This window comes from Ralstonia sp. AU12-08, assembly GCF_000442475.1.
GTDB lineage: Bacteria > Pseudomonadota > Gammaproteobacteria > Burkholderiales > Burkholderiaceae > Ralstonia > Ralstonia insidiosa.
This window is the reverse complement of record NZ_ASZV01000046.1, coordinates 363,039-385,632: the sequence shown is the minus strand read 5'-3', so window position 1 is coordinate 385,632 and position 22,594 is coordinate 363,039. Positions and strand designations below refer to the sequence as shown.

Here is a 22,594-nt window from a genome sequence, read left to right as displayed (position 1 = left end):
ATGAAACAGATACCGTTGTTTGGTGTGCCCCGTCTCCCTGAAATGGAGGCTGCCGCGTTAGAAGTTCTGCGCTCCGGCCAGATCGCCAGCGGCAAATATGTGCAGATGTTCGAACAAGGCATTGGCAATCTTGTCGGCCAGTCTCACGTGGTATCCACGCACGACATGACGAGCGCGTTGTTTCTGGCCCTGCACCTCGCAGGGGTGCGCTCTGGAGACGAAGTCCTGACCACCGCGTTTTCCTGTATGTCCACCAACTCCGCGATTGCGCATTGTGGCGCCGTACCAGTATGGGTTGACGTATGCCCCAGTTCGGTTGAGATGGATGTCGCCGATGCTGCGCGAAAGCTCAGCGACAAAACAAAGGCCGTGGTCATGTATCACGTCGCGGGCTATCCCGGCCCGGCTCGGGAAATGGCTGAATTGTGCAAGGCCCGAGGTATTGCATTCATCGAGGATTGCAACAACGCGCTGTTTGCCCTGCAGGATGGCGCGCACGTCGGCGGGCTTGCGGATTTCTCGATCTACTCCTTCTACCCCAATCGGCAGATCAACTGCATCGACGGGGGGGCCTTGGTTTGCAAATCGGCGGAGATGGCCACGAAGGCACGTCAACTCCGGCGTTTCGGCATTGACGGCACGGTATTCCGTACAGCGGACGGCGAAATTAATCCTGCCGCGGACATTCCTGAGATCGGATGGACGTACACGATGAGCAATGTGAGTGCTGCGCTCGGGTGCGCCCAACTGGACACGGCCCGGGGCCGAGTCGACCAGGCGCGCACCAACGTAGCCAGGCTTGCGACGCGACTCGCGGGCGCCAAGGGCATCACCACGATGAATGTGGCAAGTGGCGCAGATGCCGCGTACTGGGTCATGCTCTGCCTGGCCGAGAACCGGGATGCGCTGCTTCAACGGTTGAAGAGCCAGGGCGTTTCTGCGTCCATCCTTCATCATCGCAATGACACCTACAGCGGTTTCCACGCAATCGGGCAGGCCCCGCTACCGCACACTACCGATCTGCAGAGCCGCATCATTGCCCTTCCCTGCGGCTGGTGGCTGAGCGAGGCAGACGTCGATGCCATCGGCGAGATCTGCGCACATGCAGTTGCCGACTTGCAGAATCACATTCAGAGCTAAAAGGTACCGATGAAATTGCTGCGTACCACTGCGCTCGATATGGTGATGCTGTATGCCGGCAGAGTGTCGGCAGTGCTTGTAGGATTCATCTTCCTGCCGTTCTACCGACAACACCTCGGTCCGGAGCAATTCGGCGTGGTCGCCGTCATTCTGTCGCTTCAGAATCTCTTGATCATGCTGGATCTGGGCATGTCAACGCTGATCGGTCGTGACGTCGCAGTTGCCCACTCCTCTCCGGTTGAGTTGCTGACGCTCACGCGTACTGCGGAGATCAGCCTGACAGGGTTCTATTTTCTGCTGATACCGGTCACTGTCTGCCTTAAGGCTCTAGGTGCTTTCTCCAGTATCGGATGGGGCACCATCATGGGTGCCATCGCGCTCTTTTGGGTGCTGGTACTCCAGAACATGTACTACGCAACCATGCTCGCCCGTCGTGAGTATTCGGCGGCGAGCCTGATCCAGGTCGTGGGCGTGGCAGCCAGAGCCTGCGCTACGGCCTATGTCCTGGCGACCATTTCCAACACGCTGACCGCGTTCATCGTCACGCAACTCGTGTTTTCCGCTGGTCAGGCATTGGTCACGCGCCATCGTTGTTTCACATACTGGATCGATGCCTCGAGACAGTCAGTTCTAGAACGACCCGGAATCCGTGATGCATTCGAGCTGATAAAAAAGGGGCGTGCGCTGGTACTCTTCTCCGCGGCAGGCGCGGCCGTCACTCAGTTGGACAAGCCTTTGGTCTCTGGCTTGATCTCCGCCAACAGCGTGTCACCCTACTTTCTGGCGACGACTGTTTGCATGGTGCCGCTCTCGCTACTGGCCGGCCCCATCAGCCAGTATTTTCAGCCTCGTGTGCTGAATCAGAATCTCGAGGGCGATATCCTTTCCAATGTCACGATCCAAAGATTCGTACTTTGCACAATTCTGATCACATCTCTGCCATGCCTGGCTTTCTGGCTGGCGCGAGATCCCCTCATTAGTTTCTGGGTTGGCCATAATCATGACGACAAGATCATTTCCCACTATGTAGGGATACTCTTGCCCGGTTTTGTCGTGGGCGCATTTGGTTATATCCCCTACACGCTATTGCTTTACGCAAAAGATTTCCGCTTCCAAGCTGCAGCATCCATGGCACTCAGTGTTGCTACATTGGCGCTGGCCGCCTTTGCCGCCTACAAGCAGAGCGTCCAAAGCGTATGCTTTGTATACGCCGCCTATCAAGCATCATCGACCCTCATCAGTTGGGCCAGAGCATTCAATTTGGAGAAAGTGCGTGCTGCAGCAAAGTATTCAGCCGCATTAACATTAAAACTCATCACGCCACTCATAGCCATTGCATTGGTCGCCCAATTTCTGATTCGGAATTTTTGAGAGATACTTATAATGTTTGACAACAAAGTCCTGATGATTACCGGTGGAACAGGCTCGTTCGGCAATACGGTTCTGAATCGCTTTCTGCACTCGTCAGTAAAAGAGATCATTGTTTTCAGCCGCGACGAGAAGAAGCAGGAAGACATGCGGATTGCCATCAACAATCGCAAAGTCAAGTTTCATATCGGTGATGTTCGCAACTACGAAAGCGTCGCACGCGCCATGGACGGTGTCGACTACGTATTTCATGCCGCGGCGCTCAAGCAGGTGCCTTCCTGCGAGTTTTACCCAATGGAGGCAACACTTACCAACGTCGTCGGCACGGAAAACGTCCTGAACGCTGCCATCGCAAACAACGTCAAGCGGGTTGTCGTGCTGAGCACTGATAAGGCGGTGTATCCGATCAATGCGATGGGTATCTCCAAAGCCATGGCCGAGAAAATCATGGTTGCAAAGTCGCGCACCGTTCGCGAAGGTGGCACGGTACTTTGCGCCACCCGCTATGGCAACGTGATGGCCTCGCGTGGTTCGGTCATTCCGCTCTTCATCGACAAGATCAAGGCAGGAAAACCGTTGACCGTGACTGACCCCAAGATGACCCGCTTCCTGATGTCGCTGGAAGACTCAGTCGACCTCGTACTGCATGCTTTCCAGCACGGCACCCAAGGGGACATCTTTGTCCAGAAGGCTCCGGCCTCCACGATCGCGGACCTCGGACAGGCGCTGAAGGAACTCCTCAACAGTGATGCCCCCGTCGAGATTATCGGTACTCGCCACGGCGAAAAACTCTACGAGACACTGGTATCACGTGAAGAAATGGCCAAGGCGGAAGATATGGGCCGCTACTACCGAATCATCGCGGACAATCGCGACCTGAACTACGACAAGTTCATTCTGGAAGGCCAACCCGACGCCAACGACGTGGATGACTACACCTCGCACAACACCGAACGATTGAACGTGGAGCGCATCAAGCAGTTGCTGCTCACGTTGCCGTATGTTCGTAAGCAGGTGAAGAAGTAATGCGCCCTCTGGTATCAGTCATCATCCCCACTCACGGTCGCCCTGAATGCGCGGTCTCGACGATCCGTGCCGTGCTGGCAGCCTCCGACGAACTGGAAGTCGTTGTCAGCGACACCAGTAGCGAAGACAAGATCAGCCCTGAATTCGCTGGCAAAGACATTCCCCGCCTGAAGCTTCTTCGGCCCGGTGAACCGCTCAGCGTGGTTGACAACTTCAATTTCGCGCTGGGCCATGCAACCGGTGAGTACCTCGTATTCATCGGAGATGACGATCTGGTATCCGCGCAGATTGCAGAGATCGCACGCTGGGGGATCGCCAACCATGTTGATGCTTTCAGTTTCACTTTCCCCATGTTGTACTACTGGCCAACCTTCTCGAGTACAACACGATGGAAGGCCGAGGGAAGCACACTGGTCATTAGCGAATTTGGCGGACGAGTGACCCCTTTCGACGCAAAGGCAGAATTGTCTGTCGCGTTACGAAACATGGGTGGCGGCGTGCTCGGCATGCCCCGCGCCTATGCCGGAATGATCTCTCGCCAACTGGTCGAACGTATTGTTGCGACGCATGGCGGACTATTTGGAGGCGTCAGTCCGGACATCTACAGCGCTGCGCTGATATCGCTCGAAAGCCGGAAAAGCTACCGCGTTGATTTTCCAATTGTCGTCCCTGGTGCATGTGCTGGCAGCACCTCGGGAAAAAGCGCGCAAGGTCGCCATGTGGGCGGACTACGCGACAATCCGCACATCGGTGCGTTCAAGAATCTCGTGTGGGATGCGCGCGTTCCTGAGTACTACAGCGTCCCGACAGTCTGGGGATACTCACTACTGAAAGGTATCGAGGACAAGCCACAATGGCTCCGAAAGGCGGATTTCTCGATGCTCTATTTGCGCTGCTTGATCAGTGACCCGCAATACAAGGGCATGGTGATGCAATGCATGTTGCAGCATGCTCGCGAGAACGGCTATGTGGCAACGGCATTTGAGTTCCTAGGCGCGATGGCACGCGAAGCGACGCGTATCGGGCGCTCACTCGTCCAGCGTCAGTTGAAACGCCTAAAACCCGATCACACGATTGTTCTGCGTGATGTGCTGAACACCGAGCAGGCATTCAGTGTGGCTTCACAGCACATTCAAAAAATGGGCAAGAAACTGGAATTGACGCAGAGCGATCGATAAGACGCTCTCTACTGGCACATCGCGTTTGTCGTGAGCGCGTTGCCAACGGAACGTACCATCCTATGTTTCTGACTGACATTGTCTTGATAGCCATCGCGCTGTCGCTGTCTTCAGGCGTCAGCGCTCGCCTGTTGAACGTCCGCCAACCGGCGCCGTATCTCATCGGCGGCGTCACGGCAGCCAGCTTCATCATCATCGTGATGTGCTTTCGCAGCCTCGACTTTGGGGTTGACACGGTGACTTACGCAGGAATATTTACCGATTTCTGTAAAGGTGGCTTGATAGAAGACCGTGAATCGAGCTTCCAGATAGCAACCGACGCCCTGAACTTCGCCATGTTGGGCAGTTGCGATACCAATTTTCTGCCAGCTGCATGGATTTTCTTGATTGTTTTACCCGTGCTCTTTTTCCGGGCTCCATGGCGCGTCCGCCTATGCTATTTGTCGGCGTTCCTGCTATCGCTCATTGGGATTGAGCTATCCACCAATGCATTGAGACAAGGCTTGTCCGTAGGATTGATGGTGCTCGGTATCTCCCTGGCACCCGTCACCTTGCTTTTTACATTGTTGTTCGGTGTATTTTCCATGGTCTTCCATACAAGCGCGGGCCTGGTGCTACTCGGATATTTACTGGCTCGACAGAACTGGAAGGTGTTCCTGTCCTTGATGACAGGCCTGATTCTGCTCACGCTTCATTTTTTACATAGCTCGATCGAGCTGCCTTTCGTTTCTCGTTTTCTTTACGAGATCAACAAGTACACGATGCACGAAAGCAGTGAGCTTTGGATTCGCATCCTTTCCTTTTCCTGCGTCGTCGCTGCATTGTTGGCTCCTCTCCTGTTTCGGCGAAACGGAGCGAAGATCGGCGACATCCTGTCGGATAAGTCTTACGTCGTTGCGCTTCGGCTGGCAATCATCTGCACGCCGTTCCTGACGTTGCCTTATTTTGGGTACCGCTTCATTTACGGCATGTACCCTGTCATCTTGTTTTTGACGCTCAGCCCGTCGCTCACCCCCTACACGAAGTCGGGGAGTCAATTCATTGCCCTATCGGCTATGAACGTTTTCATCCTGCTCGCCTGGGCAGCCGGATCAACCTACATGCGCGAGCTCCCGTTCTTCAGCTGATCATGCAATTCAATTCCTCTGCGAGGCCAACTGGTCTGTCCGTGGTCATTCCCACGCTCAATCGCGTGGAGATGGTGCTGCGAGCATGCCAATCGGTCGCCTCGGAACAACCTGATCGCGTCGAGATCATCGTTATCGATGATGGCTCCACCGAGGATCTGCGTCCTCAGCTTCCAGCAAACAACAACCACAACATCCCGATCCGCTGCTATCGGTTCGAGCGCAATCGCGGGCCGCAGGCAGCCCGAAACCTGGGCATCAGAAGAGCGCGGTTCAGCCACATCGCGTTCCTTGACTCCGACGACAGCTTCACGCAGGACAAGATCGATCTGGTACTTCAGCAGCTCGACAGCACTGCAGTTGATCTGCTGTTTCATGATGTTCAAGGGATGCCCAAGTATGGTAAGTTAGCGCGCCTTTGGGCGCACTCGCTGAGCCGCTGGATCCCATTCAGCTGGTGGATTGCGCTCCTGAATCCGGTGATCACACCCGCGCTGGTTGTCCGACGAGAACGGCGGCTCGGGTTGGTGCGACTTCGATACTGCGAAGACTGGTGCTTCCTTCTTCACTACGTTCAATCTGATACGCGAATCCGCTTTCTCGAGCGGGAGTTGTCTATCGTCTACCGTCCCGCTGGCACTAGCGGGGGATTATCTGGCGCCATCTGGAAGATGCGTAAAGGTGAATTCACCGCGCGTCGGGTGCTCTTGAAATCCTCGTGGCCCTCCGGCTTTCTGCGCTATTGCCTCGGCGGCACGGCAGGTCTTCTTCGAATCATGAGTGACGTCCTGCGCGGGCGCTACCTACACTAAGTCTGGGCTATGGCAAATGTTTATCTGATCGGCGTACGCGGCATTCCGAACCGCTACGGCGGATTCGAGAGATTGGTTGAGGTGCTTGCTCCCCACCTGGTTAGGCAGGGGCACAACGTGACCGTGTTCTGCAATCAGGACCCCACCGTTAATAAAGACAACGTTGATGAGGATCTTTGGATGGGGGTTCGACGCCGATTTATCTCGGTTCGCAGCAGCGGCCCTCTCGGCACCATTGAGTATGACTGGCGGTCGTTCAAAGAGGTGCCAGAGAACGCCGTGGCATTGATCTTCGGCTACGGGACCGGTGTGTTCCAGCGTTACCTGAAAAAACGATCCATTCCGCACGCAGTCAACATGGATGGTATTGAATGGCGACGAGAGAAATGGGGACGACTTGCGCGCATCTGGCTGCGCATGAATGAGCGGTCAGCCGCCCGTCAGGCAGATATTCTTATCGCCGATCACCCAGAAATCCAACGGTACTTACAAGAGGAGCTTGGTAAGGAATCCACCATGATTGCATATGGTGTGGATGACGATGCCCTGCAACCCGAAAACAGAGACGATCTGTCCCACCCGCTACTCACGCAGTATCCGAGTCAGAGCTTCTCCCTAGTTGTGGCGCGTCCAGAGCCAGAGAACCAGATTCACGTGATTCTCGAGGCATTTGAACGCAGCGAGAAGAAGAAGCCCATGGTTGTTCTGGGTAACTTCGAGATCAATGACTACGGTCGACAGTTACGCACCAAATACACGGATGTCCATTTCGCCGGCGGTGTTTACAACACCGGTGTACTGAATGAACTGAGGCGTCGTAGCAATCTGTACATTCATGGCCATTCGGTAGGGGGTACCAACCCATCCTTGATCGAAGCCATGGCCGCTGGCGCATTGCTTCTGGCACACGACAATCCCTTCAATCGGTGGGTTCTAGGTGGTGATACGTCTGGACTGTTCTTCAAGGCCGCGGCCGATCTGGCTGCCCATCTGGACAACCCTCCCGACCCGACCATGCGGACCAGCATGATTCACGCAGCGCAGCAGCGCTGTGTGGAGCAGTTTCTCTGGAGCAGAATCCTGAGCGAATACGATGCCGTCTTGGCTCGCTTGCAAGAGGCGATGCATTGAACCTGCAGGGCCCTGCCGATTTAACATGACACAAATCCATTCCGCCAAGATAGCGGTAGTGATACCGGCATACAAAGTACGAGACCAGATCATGAGCGTCATCGAGACAATCGGCGATCTGGTCAGCGGCATCTATGTCGTCGATGACTGCTGCCCGCAGGCATCCGGTGCAATCATCGAAAGTGAGTGTACGGACACCAGAGTACGTGTCATCAAGCTGCCAAGAAATTTGGGAGTTGGCGGCGCCGTCATGGCGGGCTATCAGGCTGCCATCGCGGATGGGATGGAAGTCGTTGTGAAAATCGACGGTGACGGGCAGATGGACCCCCGATATATCGCCGACTTCGTCGAACCCATTCTGGCGGGAGAAGCCGACTACACCAAAGGAAACCGCTTTTTCAATCTCGATAGCCTAGAACAGATGCCCAGAGCACGACTGATCGGGAATGCCGCACTTTCGTTTATGAGCAAGCTGTCGTCTGGCTACTGGAATCTATTCGACCCGACAAATGGATATACGGCTATCCACAGTGAGGTGATTCGCAACTTACCAATGAAAAAGATTAGCCATCGGTATTTTTTTGAATCCGATATGCTATTCAGGCTGAATACTCTTAGAGCCGTGGTCGTCGACATCCCAATGGACTCGAAGTATGGCGATGAAATCAGCAACCTGAAGATAACCAATATCATGGGCGAATTTTTTGTCAAACATATTCGAAATTTTATCAAGCGAATATTTTACAACTATTATCTCCGAGATCTTTCAATCGCCTCACTTGAGCTTCCGATCGGATTGACGATGTTAGCATTTGGCATCATCTTCGGCGCCACCCAATGGGTGCAATCTCTCAATGATCACGCACCTGCGTCTGCGGGAACGGTAATGCTTGCCGGCCTTCCTGTGATCATCGGATTGCAGTTGATACTGGCATTTCTCGCCTATGACATCGGATCTATTCCCAATCGGCCACTCCATCGACGCAAAGTCAGGCAGAAGGCATTTCGAAATCTGAACGAGGAAGCAGATGAAGGACGAAGATAAGGCCTGGACTAATTGGCTCGACAATTTTCATAGTTTGTACGACAGTGCAAACTATTCGAGTCCACTTCAATCCTGGATGATGCGCGCCAGTCACAAACTATTGGAGCGCCCGTTTGGAACCGACGACGAGTTCAAGCGCGTCCTCGAGATTGGTGCGGGGACAGGCGCGCATCTCGGATTTGTTCGTCACAGATTCGATCAATACGTCCTGACTGACCAAAACGCAAAGACGTTGGACGTTGCGAGGCACAAACTGGCAGGATTGCATGAAGGCAAGCTGACACTTGAAGTGCAGGCGGGGGCGGATATAGCCTACCCGGACAACTCGTTTGACAGAGTGGTCGCAGCCCACGTGCTTGAACATATCTACCCCCCCCATCTGGCGATCAAGGAATGGGCCAGAGTCATCAAGAACGGGGGGGTGCTGTCGATCCTGATTCCCACAGATCCTGGCCTGGCCTGGCGGCTGGGCAGAACGCTCGGACCGCGGCGAAATGCACTTGCCAGAGGGCTGGCATATGACTACATCATGGCCCGGGAGCACGTGAATTCCTGCACCAATCTCCTCGCGATTCTTCGCCATTACTTCCCCAAAGGCGAAGGATCGTGGTGGCCGCTTGCCTTGCCCTCTGTCGATATCAATCTTTTCTTTGCGTTCCATGCGAGGATCGAAAAAAAGGAAGGCAAACAATGATGACCTATGTGGTGGCCGTTATTTGCGTCATAGGGTTAGCCTGTGGCCAAATATTGTTCAAAGTCAGCGCAAACGCTTCTCGGCTTGACGGAAGCTTTCTTACGTTCAAACCGCTTGCGGCACTATTTGGGGCAATGTGCCTCTACGGCTTGACCTCGCTCGCTTGGGTGTGGGTGCTTCAGCGCACCCAACTTGGCAAGGTTTACCCTCTAATGGCGCTCGCCTTTCTACTCGTGCCTCTTGGCAGCCATTTCGTTTTCGGTGAACGTTTTCAAACGCAATATGCATTCGGCGTGGCCTTCATCATGATTGGCGTAATTCTGACGTCGAACGCGTAACGACCTTATGCTATTAAAATTGAAAGTGGCTCAAGCATCATTGTGATGAACAACAAATACGGCAAGCTACTGACCGGTGCGGCAACCGCCCTGCTTATTCTGACAATCTGGACGTGCTTTGCCCCAGGTTTTATGTCCTATGACTCTATCACTCAATATCAGAGTGCGCTGAATCAAAGCTATTCGGACAGCCACCCGGCAATCATGTCTTATGTGTGGCATCTGAGCCTGATGCTGGTTTCCGGCCCCCAGAGTTTGCTCGTCTTGCATCTGGTGCTATTGGTGATTGGAATATTCATCTGGCAGATAAATATCTCCAACCCCTACCTGAAAGTACTCGTTCCAAGCCTCTTCTTCCTGCCCTGGATTCTGAATTTCTCCGGCGTGCTCTGGAAGGATGTTGGAATGGCATTTTCACTGCTGGTGGCAACAGGGCTGCTGTTTAACCATAAGAACAGCGGAAAGCTAGCATTGCTGAGTTTACCGTTCCTATTTTATGCATTTGCGGTGCGGCACAACGCGATTCTTGCCACTGCGCCCCTTATTTTTTTCGCCTCGCTGCGTTACTTGCGCTCCAGGAAAATACTCTCGGGGCTACTGATTACTGCAACTGTCTCCGTTGCCTTCTGGCTCGCTGTGTCCGCGATTACCTATGGCCTCCTGAAGGCCGAGCGGAAGCACTATGAGACTCTGCTCATGGGCGATGAGATCGCAACAATTTCTGCTCAAACCGGAGAGAATTTACTCCCTTGGATAAAGCGAGACGACCTCATGGCGTGCACCAAGCAACCCATTCTGTATGAGCGCGCGCTGTGCTTTATTAGCCGCGGCTATGATGCAAGCGGCAGCCTTATGACCGTGACACCGTATGAAGAGACTCATCGGCTTTGGAAGAATACGGTACTCGCGCATCCCCTGTTATCGCTGAAGATGCGCTGGGATGCTTTCCTCTATTTTCTGCGCTCTCCGAGTCTTGCACCGGCCTATGTATGGCAGCCGGGAATCATGCGGAATGATTTGAATATAGCTCTGTCTCGCCCCGATCAGGCCCAGCTAATGGAAGACTATGTCGCGAAGAGCCAGAGCGGTGTTCTCAGCGAACTGTTCAAACCATACACGTGGCTGATTCTCTCAATCGTGATGCTTTCTTTGGGCACAAGAATTCAATCGCCTGTTGAGAGAATGCAGATATTTGCGTTGAATATTTCAGCGCTGGGCTGTTATTTCAGTTTGCTTGCAGCCGTTCCATCAGTTGATTTCCGATACGCATACTGGTGCATCATTGCAACCAACCTGTCGATCGTTATTTTTCTGGCTGCAAGCCGACGCGGCAATGCATGCTTGAATCTGTCTTTGAAAACTGCCGGCACCTAGCGGGGGGCACCCCTTAGGCGACACCTTGCACAGCGGTCCTTGTCATCCAGTTCCGATATCGAAAATAACCGCTGTGCGACTTGAGTCAGAGGTTGCGCCGTTACAGCTGCTGCATTCGGCGCTTCACTTCAATCGCTGTGCCGAGCAACAGACTTAAAAGCAACCCAATCGCCAAACCAGCTGCCCCAAAGGGGGCCAGCCGCGGATATGCGTTGCGCCCATTCACCTCGACCGGCGCAAGCAGATGGGTGTTAAACGTACGCGCCTCGGTCAAGAGCTCCTGAAGTGCGTTCTTCCGAAGCCGCAGAAGACGAAGCGCTTTATCGTTGTCGGCAAGCATCTCATTGAGGAGAACGTTCTCGGAAAACTTTCCGGCGACCGCCGTTTGGCCTCGAGTCTTCACTAGTTCGCTGAGTGAATCACGTCGCTTGCCCTCTGTGATCAACCCCTGTTCCACCTCTGCCAAATCCGCATCGAGCTTATCCAGGGACGGGCGCATCAACCCCGCGTGAATGCGAGTCAGCTCGTCTGCGACCGCTTGCGCCGCACGTCGGGCCTCGTCAGGCGAATAGCCACGTACCGCAAACTGAATGAGCCCCGGATCACTTAGCGGCGTCGACTTCAATGAACGTTGAACCAAGACCGAAGCCGCGCTTCCGTCAGTTCCATTCGGCTCGCCAAGGAGCTTCAAGACGTTGTTCGTGAATTGCGGTGTTCTCAAGCGCTCCAGTGCTCGCGCAGCGGGCTCGACCGAGATCGGCGAAGCCGGTGTCGTTTCATTCGCGACTTGGCCGACCTGCAGAATCCCCGTCGCCTCCCATTGCTTGGGAATGAAATATGTTAGGCAGACGCCAATGGCCGCCCCCGCCAGACTCAATCCCAAGATCATCCCGGCGTAACGTCTGAAAAAACGCAATACGTCGTCAACTCTGATGACCACACCATCATCATCGGCATGCTGGACAGTAACTGGTTTCGTTTCCATAGCCTACCTCTTGATAATCATCCATCGTGGCGATCGGAATCGAACAATTTTCCAATATAGCCAAACGTACAAAATAATAAACAGCCCAATAAAAATTAGCAGAACTACGCGATTATTCCAAAATAGCGTCGCCGGTAATACCGCCAGAAGACTCAAAAGCCAGAGATACGGAGACGTCATTGAATTTCTCCGGACGATATGCCGCTCGTCCTTGCTACCTACCGCCCACCGCATCAGACGCTGATAAATCAGCGTATGGAGATGCACGCCATCTGGATAACCCGCGGGCACTCCCTTCAAAACGCGTCGCCGATAGATAGAGAATAGCGTTTCAAAAATTGGATAGATCAGCATCAGTACTGGATACCATGCCGACACCTGCGGATTTCTCAAAACAAGCAGAATGCCGCACTCCGCTAGTATGAATCCAATCAGATAGGCTCCGCCATCCCCAAGGAAAATATGGCCCGCCGGGAAATTCCAGATGAAGAATCCAAGAATCGCGCCAATCATGGCGAAGGCCGCCGTAACAATTAGCGGATCCCCCACCTGAAAAGCAACGTACGCGAGCGAAACGAACATCATCATCGCAACCATCGAGGCAAGCCCATTGAAGCCATCGATGATATTGATCGCATTGGCGACACCTGCGACCGCCAACACTGTAATCGCCCCTGAAATCAGCGGGACAGCAAGTACGCTATCCAGAAAATGCAGATCAATTCGGACAATTCGCGCATCAAGCAAATATGCAGCAAGCGCCGCAGCGATCATCGTTGCCAATAACCGCTCTCTAGGGCTCACGCGCTTAGTCAAGTCCTCGATGAATCCTGCCACGAACGCAGGGGCCGCGCAGGCCAGCAATAGCGCAAAAGGAATGCCAATGATCTTTGAATCGCGAAAAAATACGGCAATGCCGACACCCATCAACGCAAGAACAATACCGAGCCCACCAACCCGCGGAACCGGTTTAGCGTGAAATTTCTGCACCCCGTTCAGATCCCAATCCGCCGTAATATGAGCGTGCATACTCGAATAGCGTATCACCATCAAAGTGGCGAGAAATGAGATCGCAAAAGCAATTGAAAATGTCTGCATGGAAAGAAGCTTTATACCGCCACCAAAACCGCACGTGACCAACATTCACCATGTGGTACGGAATAGCGGCATAGCTTTGTATGCCTATATCACGAAACCGTCGGCGCAATGGTTATTAGTTGAAAAGATCTGCCTCACTAAGCCGTTTTCCATCCACATCCTTGGCGGCCAGTACCGGCTCCCCATCGATCGGCCACTCAATGCCGACATCAGGATCATTCCAGATCAAACTACGTTCATGCACTGGGCTCCAGTAGTCGGTCACTTTATATACAAATTCTGCCGTTTCCGAAGTCACAATAAAACCATGAGCAAAACCTTCTGGAATCCACAGTTGCCGCTTGTTTTCCGAAGATAGGGTAACGCCAACCCATTTTCCGAAATTCGGTGAGCTGCGGCGCATGTCGACTGCAACATCGAATACCTCACCAGCGACAACACGGACCAGTTTTCCCTGAGAATTTTGAATCTGGTAGTGCAAGCCGCGCAGCACATTTCGCGCTGAACGTGAATGATTATCCTGAACAAACGTACGCTTCTGCCCGGTCGCGTGTTCGAACTCCTTGAGATTGAAGCTCTCATAGAAAAAGCCACGACTATCACCAAAAACTTGTGGCTCCAGAATAAGTACCTCTGGCAAGGCAGTTGGAATAACGTTGAAACTCACCTGATTGACTCCGAAACGATCTGCCTCAAATATTTGCCATAGCCATTCTTGGCCAACGGCTCCGCCAGCGCCTCGACCTGGTCTGCATCAATCCACTTGCTTCGGTAGGCGATCTCTTCGGGGCAAGCCACCATCAATCCTTGTCGCTTTTGCAGCGTCGCTATGAAGCTAGCTGCTTCAAGCAGGGAATCATGCGTGCCGGTGTCCAGCCACGCATATCCGCGCCCCATGATCTCTACATTCAATGCTCCCAATGCGAGATAGCGCTTGTTGATATCGGTAATCTCAAGCTCACCGCGCTCCGACGGCTTGATGTCAGCAGCGATATCGCAAACCCTGTTGTCGTAGAAATAGAGCCCAGTCACCGCATAGTTGGAACGCGGAGTTTTCGGCTTTTCTTCTAGAGACAATGCACGGAAGTGTTCGTCGAATTCAATGACCCCGTATCGTTCCGGGTCATGCACGTGATACGCAAAAACCGTGGCACCATTTTCTTCTTTTGCTGCGCTGTGGAGTTGGCGCACCAAGTCATGTCCGTGGAAGATGTTGTCTCCAAGGATCAGCGTCGAAGGATCGTTATCGATAAATTGGCGCCCAATGATGAAAGCCTGGGCCAAACCGTCCGGAGAGGGTTGAACGGCGTACTGAAGATTAATCCCCCATTTACTGCCGTCACCGAGCATTTCAGTAAAGCGCGGCGTGTCTTCGGGTGTGGAAATAATCAAGATATCGCGAATCCCCGACAGCATTAGCGTGGATAGCGGATAGTAAATCATCGGCTTATCATAAACCGGCAGCAATTGCTTGGAAACCGATCGGGTAATCGGATATAGACGCGTGCCGGACCCGCCGGCAAGGATGATCCCTTTACGCATAGTGGCAAAACTTCAAAGAATTTGGTCGAGCAGGAAATGGATGCCTTGACGCCAATCGGGCAGATGAATGCCGAACGTCTCGCGCAACTTGCTGGTATCGAGACGCGAATTGGCCGGCCGCGGAGCCGGCAACGGATAGTCTGTCGCAGGAATGGCGGCGATCGCTTCAGGATTGACCCTGAACTCAAGGCCGTGTGCAGTTGCGTATCGCAGTACCTCTGTGGCATAGCCATGCCAGGTTGTCTCGCCCCCCGCGGCCAAGTGATAGATGCCGCCGGGAAAGACGGAGCGGTCCGCTGCCAACCACGAGCGAGCAATGACCTGTGCCGTCACATCGGCGATCAGCGCAGCGGTCGTGGGCGCGCCGAACTGATCGGCAATTACGCGTAAGCTCTCTCGCTCGCACCCCAGCTTCAGCATAGTCTTGGCAAAGTTGTCACCATGCGCTCCGGCCACCCAGCAGGTGCGCAATACCAACGCGGAGGCACCAGATGCCACAATCGCCTGTTCACCAACAAGCTTGCTCTTGCCGTAGACAGACTGCGGGTTGACCGTGTCAGTCTCGATATAGGGAGTCGCCTTGGTACCGTCAAACACATAGTCGGTACTGTAGTGCACGAGGAGGCTGCCCAGCGCGTGCGCTTCTTCGGCCAGCACGCCGACTGCAGTGCCGTTGACGGCAAAAGCGGTATCAGCATTGGCCTCCGCCTTGTCCACCGCCGTGTAGGCCGCGGAGTTGACGATAACGTCAGGACGGAATTCTCGTACCAATTGGCGCAACGCATCCGGTTGGGTCAAGTCGCACGCAGCCCTGTCCAGCGCCACGACTTCGCCCAGCGGAGCGAGACTGCGGCGCAACTCAAAACCGACTTGACCGCGGCTCCCTGTGACAAGAAGCTTGGGAGCGGCGCGTGAATTACGCTGCATATTGCTTCGCCACCCAGTTCCGATACTCACCGGACATCACGTCCTGCACCCAAGCTTGGTTGTCCAAATACCACAGCACCGTCTTGCGCAATCCAGTCTCGAAGGTCTCAGCAGGCCTCCAGCCCAGTTCGCGCTCCAGTTTGCGCGCATCGATCGCGTACCGGCGATCGTGACCCGGGCGATCCCTCACGAACGTGATCTGATCCCGATACGATCCGACAGCCTTCGGTTTGAGTTCGTCGAGCAAGCCACTCAGCGCATGCACGACGTCAAGATTGGTCTTCTCATTCCAGCCGCCAACATTGTAGGTCTCCCCTAGGCGTCCACGCGCAAGCACCTCGCAAATGGCAGCGCAATGGTCCCCCACATACAACCAATCCCTAACATTCTGGCCGTCGCCATACACTGGCAGCGGTTTTCCGCCGAGCGCGTTCGCGATCATCAGTGGAATCAGTTTTTCCGGAAAGTGGTACGGCCCGTAGTTGTTGGAGCAGTTAGTCGTCAGGACTGGCAAGCCGTACGTATGGTGGTATGCACGCACAAGGTGGTCCGACGCTGCCTTCGAAGCCGAATACGGACTGTTGGGTGCGTAAGGTGTCGTCTCGGAGAATTGCGGGTCGCCAGGCCCAAGCGAGCCAAACACCTCATCGGTCGAGACGTGAAGGAATCGGAACGCCGCCCTGGCATCGACATCCAATTCACCCCAATAAGCACGCGTCGCTTCTAGTAGGGTGAACGTACCGACGATATTGGTCTGGATGAATTCACCCGGGCCGTGAATAGAGCGGTCTACATGGCTTTCCGCCGCAAAATGAAGCACTGCGCGCGGCTTGTACTTGGCAAACAGACTGTCGAGTGCCGTGCGGTCGCAGATATCCGTCTGGGAGAAAACGTGACGCGGATCGTTCTCGACCGACGCCAGAGTCTTGCGGTTACCGGCATAGGTCAACTTGTCTACGTTGACGATGCCATCAGCAGCAGGATTAGCCAGCCAATTTAGAACGAAATTGCCGCCGATGAAGCCGGCACCACCGGTTACAAGAATGTAGGACAAACTCTGTACTCCTTGCTGCGGGCCCAGCCACGCACATTAGGGTCCAAGCAATACCCCCATGGGAGGGCAGCGGAATATTTCGTACGGTTAGAAGTGTCGTATTCTATTTGACCCCACGGTCAGCCCTGCGAATGGGCGTCATCTTTTTGTAGCACGCTGTAACACAACTGAAATATTGCGATTTCGGTTGGTCTCGAGCATCGCTCGTCTCATCTCACATGGCCATCACGTCGAGTCCTCCTCACGCCATCGGCGACCTCCAAGGCTGCTGCGCGCCCCTCCAGTCCCTCCTGAGCGCGCTACCCGCCAACGCCCCGCTACGCTTCGTCGGCGACCTCATCAACCGCGGCCCCGAGTCTCTCGCCACGCTGCGGAAAGTCATCATCCTGTGCGAGACCGGCCGCGCCCGCACGGTGCTCGGCAACCACGATATCCACCTACTAGCGGTCGCTGCGGGCGTGCGCAAACCGGGCAAACGCGACACCATCGCCGAAATTCTTGCCGCACCCGATAGCGATCAGCTCATCACTTGGCTGCGACACCAGCCGCTCGCCATCTTCGAGAACGGCTTCCTGATGGTGCACGCCGGCGTGCTGCCGCAATGGACGACCGGCGACGTGCTGGAACTGGCCGGCGCCGTCGAGCGCGAGTTGCGCAGCGCACACTGGAAATCCTTCCTGGCCGACGCGTTTGGCAACCATCCAGCCAAGTGGAGCAACGATCTCGTCGGCATGGACCGCCTTCGCCTGACGATCAACGCCCTAACCCGCCTGCGCTTCTGCACGCTCGACGGCTCGATGGAGTTCGAAACGGCAGACGCCGATGGTGCGCCTGACGGCCACATGCCGTGGTTCGACGTGCCGGGCCGCCGCACACGCGGCACGCCGATCGTTTTCGGGCATTGGTCCACGCGTGGCTTGGTCATGCGCGATGACCTGATCGGCCTGGACACGGGATGCGTGTGGGGCGGGAAACTGTCGGCGGCCAAACTTTCGCTGGCGCCAGCAGGGCGCGATGTGGTGCAGGTCGCGTGCGAGCAGGCGCAAGACCCGCTCGCCCACAAGAAGAAATCTCATGCAGCCTAGCCTGCGCGTTCGATCAGTGCCGCAACAGCATCCTGGCTGTGCGCGGCCAGTGAACGGCGGTCCATCTCTGGGGCCACCGTGGTGCCCACGAGTACCTCAACCACCAGCGGTGGCCCGTTCAGGATGGCGTTGATCGTATCCATCATCGACAGATCGCCAATGTACGCGGGAATGGTCGTCAACTCGCCGGTGGCGGCAATGCGATAGCGCAATGCCACGGGGCGAATCGGTGCGGCGGCGGTCACCGGTGCCTGGAACAGGTTGGCGTGGAACGGCAGCAGCTGCAGCCCGTCCGACGTCGTCCCCTCAGGAAACACACAGATCGCATCCCCTCGGCGCAGCGCGTCGGCAATCACGTGCATGATGCGGTGCGCGTCCCGCTTGCGCGCGCGCTCGACAAACAGCACGCCAGTCTGCGCACACAACCAGCCGATCACGGGCCAACTGCGGATTTCCGATTTGGCGACGAAGCGCGGCGGGTGCCAACTGTTGATGGCGTAGATGTCGATCCACGACACGTGGTTGGACACCAGCATCGAACCCGCCAGGTCCTTGCCCTCGACCGGCTCGCCATGCACGACAAGCGAGACGCGGAACAGCGCCAGCAGCTTGCGCGACCAGCGTTGAATCAGCGCCTGCTTGGTGTGCGGACGCACCCACCAGAACAGCAGAGCGCACGTGGTGAGCCCTTCGGCCAGATGCACAAGCAGCCGTAGCTTGCGCAGCAGGTGCTTGCGCTGCGGCGTGCTTACCTCGGCGGGTGCGCCTTCCGCGCGCTGATCAATGCCCGTCATAGGCCAGATGGCCCGCAACCAGCGTGGCACGCACGCGACCGGCCAGTTCATAACCCAGGTACGGCGAGTTCTTGCCCTGGCTGCGCAGGCTGCGCGGCTCGACCTTCCAGGTGGCGTCCGGATCGAACACGCACACGTCAGCCATCGCACCGACCTCCAACGAGCCCGCTTGTAGACCCAGCACACGCGCCGGTTCGCTGGTGATACGTGCCAGCGCCTTCGGCAACTCGACCTTGTGCTCAGCGGCCCAGCGCAGTGTCAGCGGCAGCAGGGTCTCGAGGCCAGTCGCACCGGGCGTGGCCTCGGCAAACGGCAGCAGCTTTTCGTCGTCGTCCACGGGGGTGTGATCGGAGCAGATGGCGTCGATGGTGCCGTCGGCCAGTGCGCGCACAATCCCGTCGCGATCGCGGCCTGAGCGCAGCGGCGGTACGAAGCGCATCTGCGAATTGAAGTAGCCGATGTCGACGTCGGTCAGCGAGATGTGGTGGACGTTCACGTCGCACGTGACCGGTAGGCCCTCTGCCTTGGCAGCGCGCACGAGTTCGAGACCCGCAGCCGACGACAGACGGCACAAATGCACACGCGCACCGGTGCTGCGCATCAGCTCGAAGATGGTGTGCAGGCGCACGGTTTCGGCAATCACGGGCACGCCGGAGAGGCCCATGCGCGACGCCAGCGGGCCGCTTGCCGCCACGCCGCCCTTGCCCAGATATGGATCTTCGGGGCGCAGCCAGACGGTAAAGCCGAAGGTGCGCGCGTACTGCAGCGCACGCATCAGCACCTGCGTATCAGCCATCGGTGCATCGGTCTGCGAGAAGCCAACGCAGCCCGATTCGGTCAGCTCGGCCATCTCGGTCAGCACCGCGCCCTTCAGGCCAACGGTAAGCGCGCCCAGCGGATACACGTGCGCCTGGTTCAGGTTGCGCGCGCGGAACTTGAGCATCTCGACCAGACCGGGCTCATCCAGCACGGGGTCGGTATCCGGCGGGCACACCAGCGAGGTCACACCACCAGCCATGGCCGCGGCCATTTCCGATTCGAGTGTCGCCTTGTATTCGAAGCCCGGCTCGCGCAAGCGCGCAGACAGGTCGATAAAGCCAGGGCTGACGATCAGGCCCGTCGCATCGACCGTCTTGTTGGCGTGGAAATCCGCCGGCGCATGGCCGACACCGACCACCTTGCCCGCAGCGATGTACAGATCCTGTTGCGCGTCGATGCCGTTGGCCGGGTCGATCAGGCGGCCGCCTTTGATATGCAGTTTCATCGGTCTTCTTAGTCGTTGTTGCCGGCAACAATGCCCATCACGGCCATGCGCACGGCGATGCCGAACGTCACCTGGTTCAGGATCACCGACTGCACGCCGTCAGCCACGGCGGAGTCGATCTCCACACCGCGGTTCATCGGGCCCGGGTGCATGACGATGGCGTCGGGTTTGGCCAGCGCCAGGCGCTCCTGCGTCAAGCCGTACGCCTTGAAGTATTCCTGCGCGGACGGCAGCAGTGCGCCGCTCATGCGCTCGTTCTGCAGGCGCAGCATGATGACCACGTCCACACCCTTCAGGCCCTCTTCCATGTTGTGGAAGACGCGCACACCCATGTGCTCCAGGCCGCCCGGCAGCAGCGTGCGCGGGCCGATGGCGCGCACATCGGCGCAGCCCAGCGTCGTCAGCGCATGGATGTCGGAACGCGCCACGCGCGAGTGCAGGATGTCACCGACAATCGCCACCGTCAGGTTGGAGAAATCCTTCTTGTAGTGGCGGATGGTGAACATGTCGAGCAGCCCCTGCGTGGGGTGCGCATGGCGGCCATCGCCCGCATTGATCACGTGCACGTGCGGTGCGACGTGTTCCGCAATCAGGTACGGTGCGCCCGAGCTGGCATGGCGCACAACAAACATGTCCGCCTGCATGGCCGACAGGTTGTTGATCGTGTCGAGCAGCGACTCACCCTTGCTGGTGGACGACGCGTTGATGTTCAGGTTGATCACGTCCGCCGACAGCCGCTTGGCCGCGATCTCGAACGTGGTGCGCGTGCGCGTGGAGTTCTCGAAGAACAGGTTGAACACGCTCTTGCCGCGCAGCAGCGGCACCTTCTTCACCTCGCGGTCGGAATCCGATACGGAGACAAACTGCTGCGCGGTGTCCAGCACGTGCGTGAGGATGTCGCGCGACAGCCCCTCGATCGACAGCAGGTGCTTGAGCTCGCCGTTTTTCGTGAGCTGCGGGTTGGCGAAAGTCTTGGGCATGGAGAAACGAAAGGCGACGAGGTCAGATCAGGACAAAACAGAAGCAATGCGGCGCGTCGGCTCAGGCACCCTTGGGCTCGCGCGTGAAGGTGAAGCGCGCGGCGGCGCCCTCGCCCGATTCGCTCAGCACAAGCGATTCGTTAGCGGGCAGCGTGATGCGCTCACCGATGTAATCGGGGGCGACTGGCAATTGGCGCTCGCCGCGGTCGACCAGCACGGCCAGTTCCACCGCAGCCGGGCGGCCGTAGTCGAACAGCTCGTTGATGGCGGCGCGGATGGTGCGGCCGCTTGCCAGCACGTCGTCCACCAGCAAAATGCGGCGCTCGTTCACATCAAACGGCAGCGTGGTCGGCTGCGCCTTGGCGTGCAGGCCCTTCTTGGCGTAATCGTCGCGGTGCATAGCGACGTTGACGACGCCGTATTCCGGCAGCCCGAGGTCATGCGCCAGGCGCTTGGCGATCCAGGCGCCGCCGCTGACAATTCCGGCCACCGACCAGGCATGGCCCTCGGCCATTCGTGTGCGCAGCTGTGCAACGAGGCTCTGGTACAGCGCCTCGGCATCGATCTGTTGCGATGTCATGCGTGTGATTCGTCGAAGAACTGTTGGAGGATGATGCACGCGGCTTCGGCGTCGAGTACATCGTCGGAGGCACCGGCATCCTGCGCGGCGATCGAGGAATAGCGCTCGTCCACCCAGGTGACCGGCAGGCCATAGCGGCCATGCAATTGATTGCCGAAGCGTTTGGCGAGCTTGATCATCGGTTGCTCGTCGCCATCGGGGTGCACCGGCATGCCGACCACGAAAGCGACCGGCTGCCATTCATTGATCAGGCGCGTGATCTGCGCGAAACGGAAATCGACCGAGCGGTTGGGAATCGTTTCCAACGCTCGCGCCGAGCGCGACACCGTATTGCCCAGCGCCACGCCGATGCGTTTTTCGCCGTAATCGAATGCCAGCAAAGTGCCTTCTACGGGCACGGGGGCGATGGCCGGACGTGCCGGCTCAGGCATGCCCTGCCTCGCCCGACAGCATGGCGGGGTTGATGCCGAGCAGGTTCAACGCGGCGGCAAACCGCGCTTCGGCCGGCACACTGAAGATGATTTCGGGATCCGCCTGGACGGTCAGCCAGCCGTTGCGGCTGAGTTCGTCTTCCAGCTGACCGGCACTCCAGCCGGCATACCCGAGGGTCAGGATGAAGCGCTGCGGCCCGCCGCCCTGGGCGACGGCTTCGAGCACATCCTTGGAGGTGGTCATTTCCAGCCCGCCCGGCACCGCCAGCGACGACGAATACGCGCCCGTGGCGTCATGCAGCACAAAGCCGCGCTCGGTCTGTACCGGGCCGCCGTAATACACGGGCTGTTCTGCGAGGGGGTGGATTTCGAGCTTGAGATCGATCTTGTCGAACAGTGTCGCCAAGTCGATGTCGATGGGGCGGTTGATGACGAGGCCGAGCGCGCCGCGCTCGTTGTGCTCGCACATGTACACCACCGTGCCCGAAAACGTGGAGTCCGCCATGCCGGGCATAGCGATCAGGAACTGATTCGTGAGATTGATAGGTGCGTCCGGCAGGGCCATACGATTAGTTTACCAAAAGCCCCCGGCCGTCGCCCCTTTCATTTGGAGGAGCCTGC

The 22,594-nt window shown here is 56.8% G+C and carries 24 protein-coding genes; 12 read left to right on the top strand and 12 right to left on the bottom strand.

The genetic code is table 11. The features are described from left to right. From C404_RS52080 to C404_RS52035, 11 genes are all read left to right on the top strand, one after another. Positions 1 to 1,140 (top strand): DegT/DnrJ/EryC1/StrS family aminotransferase, encoded by a 1,140-nt coding sequence (locus C404_RS52080; RefSeq protein WP_021196772.1) that lies wholly within the window; start codon positions 1 to 3, stop codon positions 1,138 to 1,140. Positions 1,141 to 1,149: 9 nt separating this feature from the next. Beyond that, on the top strand, positions 1,150 to 2,511 hold the full coding sequence (locus C404_RS52075) for a lipopolysaccharide biosynthesis protein (protein ID WP_021196771.1): 1,362 nt from the start codon (positions 1,150 to 1,152) through the stop codon (positions 2,509 to 2,511). A 12-nt stretch (positions 2,512 to 2,523) separates the two neighbouring features. Next, positions 2,524 to 3,534 carry a polysaccharide biosynthesis protein gene (locus C404_RS52070; RefSeq protein WP_021196770.1) on the top strand — a complete coding sequence of 337 codons (1,011 nt, stop codon included), beginning with the start codon at positions 2,524 to 2,526 and terminating at the stop codon, positions 3,532 to 3,534. Then, positions 3,534 to 4,712 carry a glycosyltransferase family 2 protein gene (locus tag C404_RS0130320; protein WP_049286252.1) on the top strand — a complete coding sequence of 393 codons (1,179 nt, stop codon included), beginning with the start codon at positions 3,534 to 3,536 and terminating at the stop codon, positions 4,710 to 4,712. The genes C404_RS52070 and C404_RS0130320 overlap by 1 nt, the downstream gene beginning before the upstream one ends. Positions 4,713 to 4,774: 62 nt before the next feature. After that, positions 4,775 to 5,839, top strand: a complete 1,065-nt coding sequence (locus tag C404_RS52065; RefSeq protein ID WP_021196769.1) for an EpsG family protein — start codon at positions 4,775 to 4,777, stop codon at positions 5,837 to 5,839. A 2-nt stretch (positions 5,840 to 5,841) separates the two neighbouring features. Then, positions 5,842 to 6,651 carry a glycosyltransferase family 2 protein gene (locus tag C404_RS52060; protein WP_021196768.1) on the top strand — a complete coding sequence of 270 codons (810 nt, stop codon included), beginning with the start codon at positions 5,842 to 5,844 and terminating at the stop codon, positions 6,649 to 6,651. A 9-nt stretch (positions 6,652 to 6,660) separates the two neighbouring features. Beyond that, positions 6,661 to 7,782, top strand: a complete 1,122-nt coding sequence (locus C404_RS52055; RefSeq protein WP_021196767.1) for a DUF1972 domain-containing protein — start codon at positions 6,661 to 6,663, stop codon at positions 7,780 to 7,782. A 25-nt stretch (positions 7,783 to 7,807) separates the two neighbouring features. Next, on the top strand, positions 7,808 to 8,827 hold the full coding sequence (locus C404_RS52050; protein ID WP_021196766.1) for a glycosyltransferase: 1,020 nt from the start codon (positions 7,808 to 7,810) through the stop codon (positions 8,825 to 8,827). Further along, the gene (locus C404_RS52045) at positions 8,811 to 9,521 is read left to right on the top strand and encodes a class I SAM-dependent methyltransferase (RefSeq protein WP_031329932.1); all 711 of its coding nucleotides are present in this window, start codon (positions 8,811 to 8,813) and stop codon (positions 9,519 to 9,521) included. Before C404_RS52050 ends, C404_RS52045 begins: the two co-directional genes overlap by 17 nt. Next, positions 9,518 to 9,859, top strand: coding sequence for a hypothetical protein (locus C404_RS52040; protein WP_021196764.1), 342 nt, complete (start codon positions 9,518 to 9,520; stop codon positions 9,857 to 9,859). Before C404_RS52045 ends, C404_RS52040 begins: the two co-directional genes overlap by 4 nt. 45 nt (positions 9,860 to 9,904) lie before the next feature. Beyond that, positions 9,905 to 11,233, top strand: a complete 1,329-nt coding sequence (locus C404_RS52035; protein ID WP_021196763.1) for a hypothetical protein — start codon at positions 9,905 to 9,907, stop codon at positions 11,231 to 11,233. A 100-nt stretch (positions 11,234 to 11,333) separates the two neighbouring features. Here C404_RS52035 and C404_RS52030 read toward each other — a convergent pair whose 3' ends face one another. From C404_RS52030 to rfbB, 6 genes are all read right to left on the bottom strand, one after another. Then, complete coding sequence (locus tag C404_RS52030) at positions 11,334 to 12,218, bottom strand: hypothetical protein (RefSeq protein ID WP_021196762.1); 885 nt, start codon at positions 12,216 to 12,218, stop codon at positions 11,334 to 11,336. A 3-nt stretch (positions 12,219 to 12,221) separates the two neighbouring features. Continuing rightward, a complete protein-coding gene (locus C404_RS52025) occupies positions 12,222 to 13,316 on the bottom strand; it encodes an MraY family glycosyltransferase (RefSeq protein WP_031329929.1) in 1,095 nt (364 codons plus the stop codon). 115 nt (positions 13,317 to 13,431) lie between these two features. Further along, positions 13,432 to 13,983 (bottom strand): dTDP-4-dehydrorhamnose 3,5-epimerase, encoded by a 552-nt coding sequence (rfbC, locus tag C404_RS59555; RefSeq protein WP_080981292.1) that lies wholly within the window; start codon positions 13,981 to 13,983, stop codon positions 13,432 to 13,434. Beyond that, positions 13,980 to 14,858, bottom strand: coding sequence for a glucose-1-phosphate thymidylyltransferase RfbA (gene rfbA, locus C404_RS52020; protein ID WP_031329928.1), 879 nt, complete (start codon positions 14,856 to 14,858; stop codon positions 13,980 to 13,982). Before rfbA ends, rfbC begins: the two co-directional genes overlap by 4 nt. Before the next feature lie 12 nt (positions 14,859 to 14,870). Then, positions 14,871 to 15,785: a dTDP-4-dehydrorhamnose reductase gene (gene rfbD / locus C404_RS52015; protein ID WP_021196759.1), complete on the bottom strand. Its 915-nt coding sequence runs from the start codon at positions 15,783 to 15,785 to the stop codon at positions 14,871 to 14,873. Continuing rightward, the gene (gene rfbB / locus C404_RS52010) at positions 15,775 to 16,839 is read right to left on the bottom strand and encodes a dTDP-glucose 4,6-dehydratase (protein ID WP_021196758.1); all 1,065 of its coding nucleotides are present in this window, start codon (positions 16,837 to 16,839) and stop codon (positions 15,775 to 15,777) included. The genes rfbD and rfbB overlap by 11 nt, the downstream gene beginning before the upstream one ends. A 218-nt stretch (positions 16,840 to 17,057) precedes the next feature. On the opposite strand from rfbB, the gene C404_RS52005 reads away from it, so the two are divergent. After that, complete coding sequence (locus C404_RS52005) at positions 17,058 to 17,924, top strand: symmetrical bis(5'-nucleosyl)-tetraphosphatase (protein ID WP_021196757.1); 867 nt, start codon at positions 17,058 to 17,060, stop codon at positions 17,922 to 17,924. Here the strand turns inward: C404_RS52005 and C404_RS52000 are convergent. The 6 genes from C404_RS52000 to C404_RS51975 form a co-directional block, all read right to left on the bottom strand. Further along, positions 17,921 to 18,718 carry a lysophospholipid acyltransferase family protein gene (locus tag C404_RS52000; RefSeq protein ID WP_021196756.1) on the bottom strand — a complete coding sequence of 266 codons (798 nt, stop codon included), beginning with the start codon at positions 18,716 to 18,718 and terminating at the stop codon, positions 17,921 to 17,923. The two genes, C404_RS52005 and C404_RS52000, sit on opposite strands and share 4 nt — an antisense overlap. Continuing rightward, positions 18,705 to 19,982, bottom strand: coding sequence for a dihydroorotase (locus C404_RS51995; protein WP_021196755.1), 1,278 nt, complete (start codon positions 19,980 to 19,982; stop codon positions 18,705 to 18,707). Before C404_RS51995 ends, C404_RS52000 begins: the two co-directional genes overlap by 14 nt. A gap of 8 nt (positions 19,983 to 19,990) precedes the next feature. Beyond that, positions 19,991 to 20,962 carry an aspartate carbamoyltransferase catalytic subunit gene (locus C404_RS51990; protein WP_021196754.1) on the bottom strand — a complete coding sequence of 324 codons (972 nt, stop codon included), beginning with the start codon at positions 20,960 to 20,962 and terminating at the stop codon, positions 19,991 to 19,993. Between the two features lie 61 nt (positions 20,963 to 21,023). After that, on the bottom strand, positions 21,024 to 21,542 hold the full coding sequence (pyrR, locus tag C404_RS51985; protein WP_021196753.1) for a bifunctional pyr operon transcriptional regulator/uracil phosphoribosyltransferase PyrR: 519 nt from the start codon (positions 21,540 to 21,542) through the stop codon (positions 21,024 to 21,026). Continuing rightward, positions 21,539 to 21,973: a Holliday junction resolvase RuvX gene (gene ruvX / locus C404_RS51980; RefSeq protein WP_021196752.1), complete on the bottom strand. Its 435-nt coding sequence runs from the start codon at positions 21,971 to 21,973 to the stop codon at positions 21,539 to 21,541. Before ruvX ends, pyrR begins: the two co-directional genes overlap by 4 nt. Further along, a complete protein-coding gene (locus C404_RS51975) occupies positions 21,966 to 22,538 on the bottom strand; it encodes a YqgE/AlgH family protein (RefSeq protein ID WP_021196751.1) in 573 nt (190 codons plus the stop codon). The genes ruvX and C404_RS51975 overlap by 8 nt, the downstream gene beginning before the upstream one ends. Positions 22,539 to 22,594 lie beyond the last annotated feature (56 nt).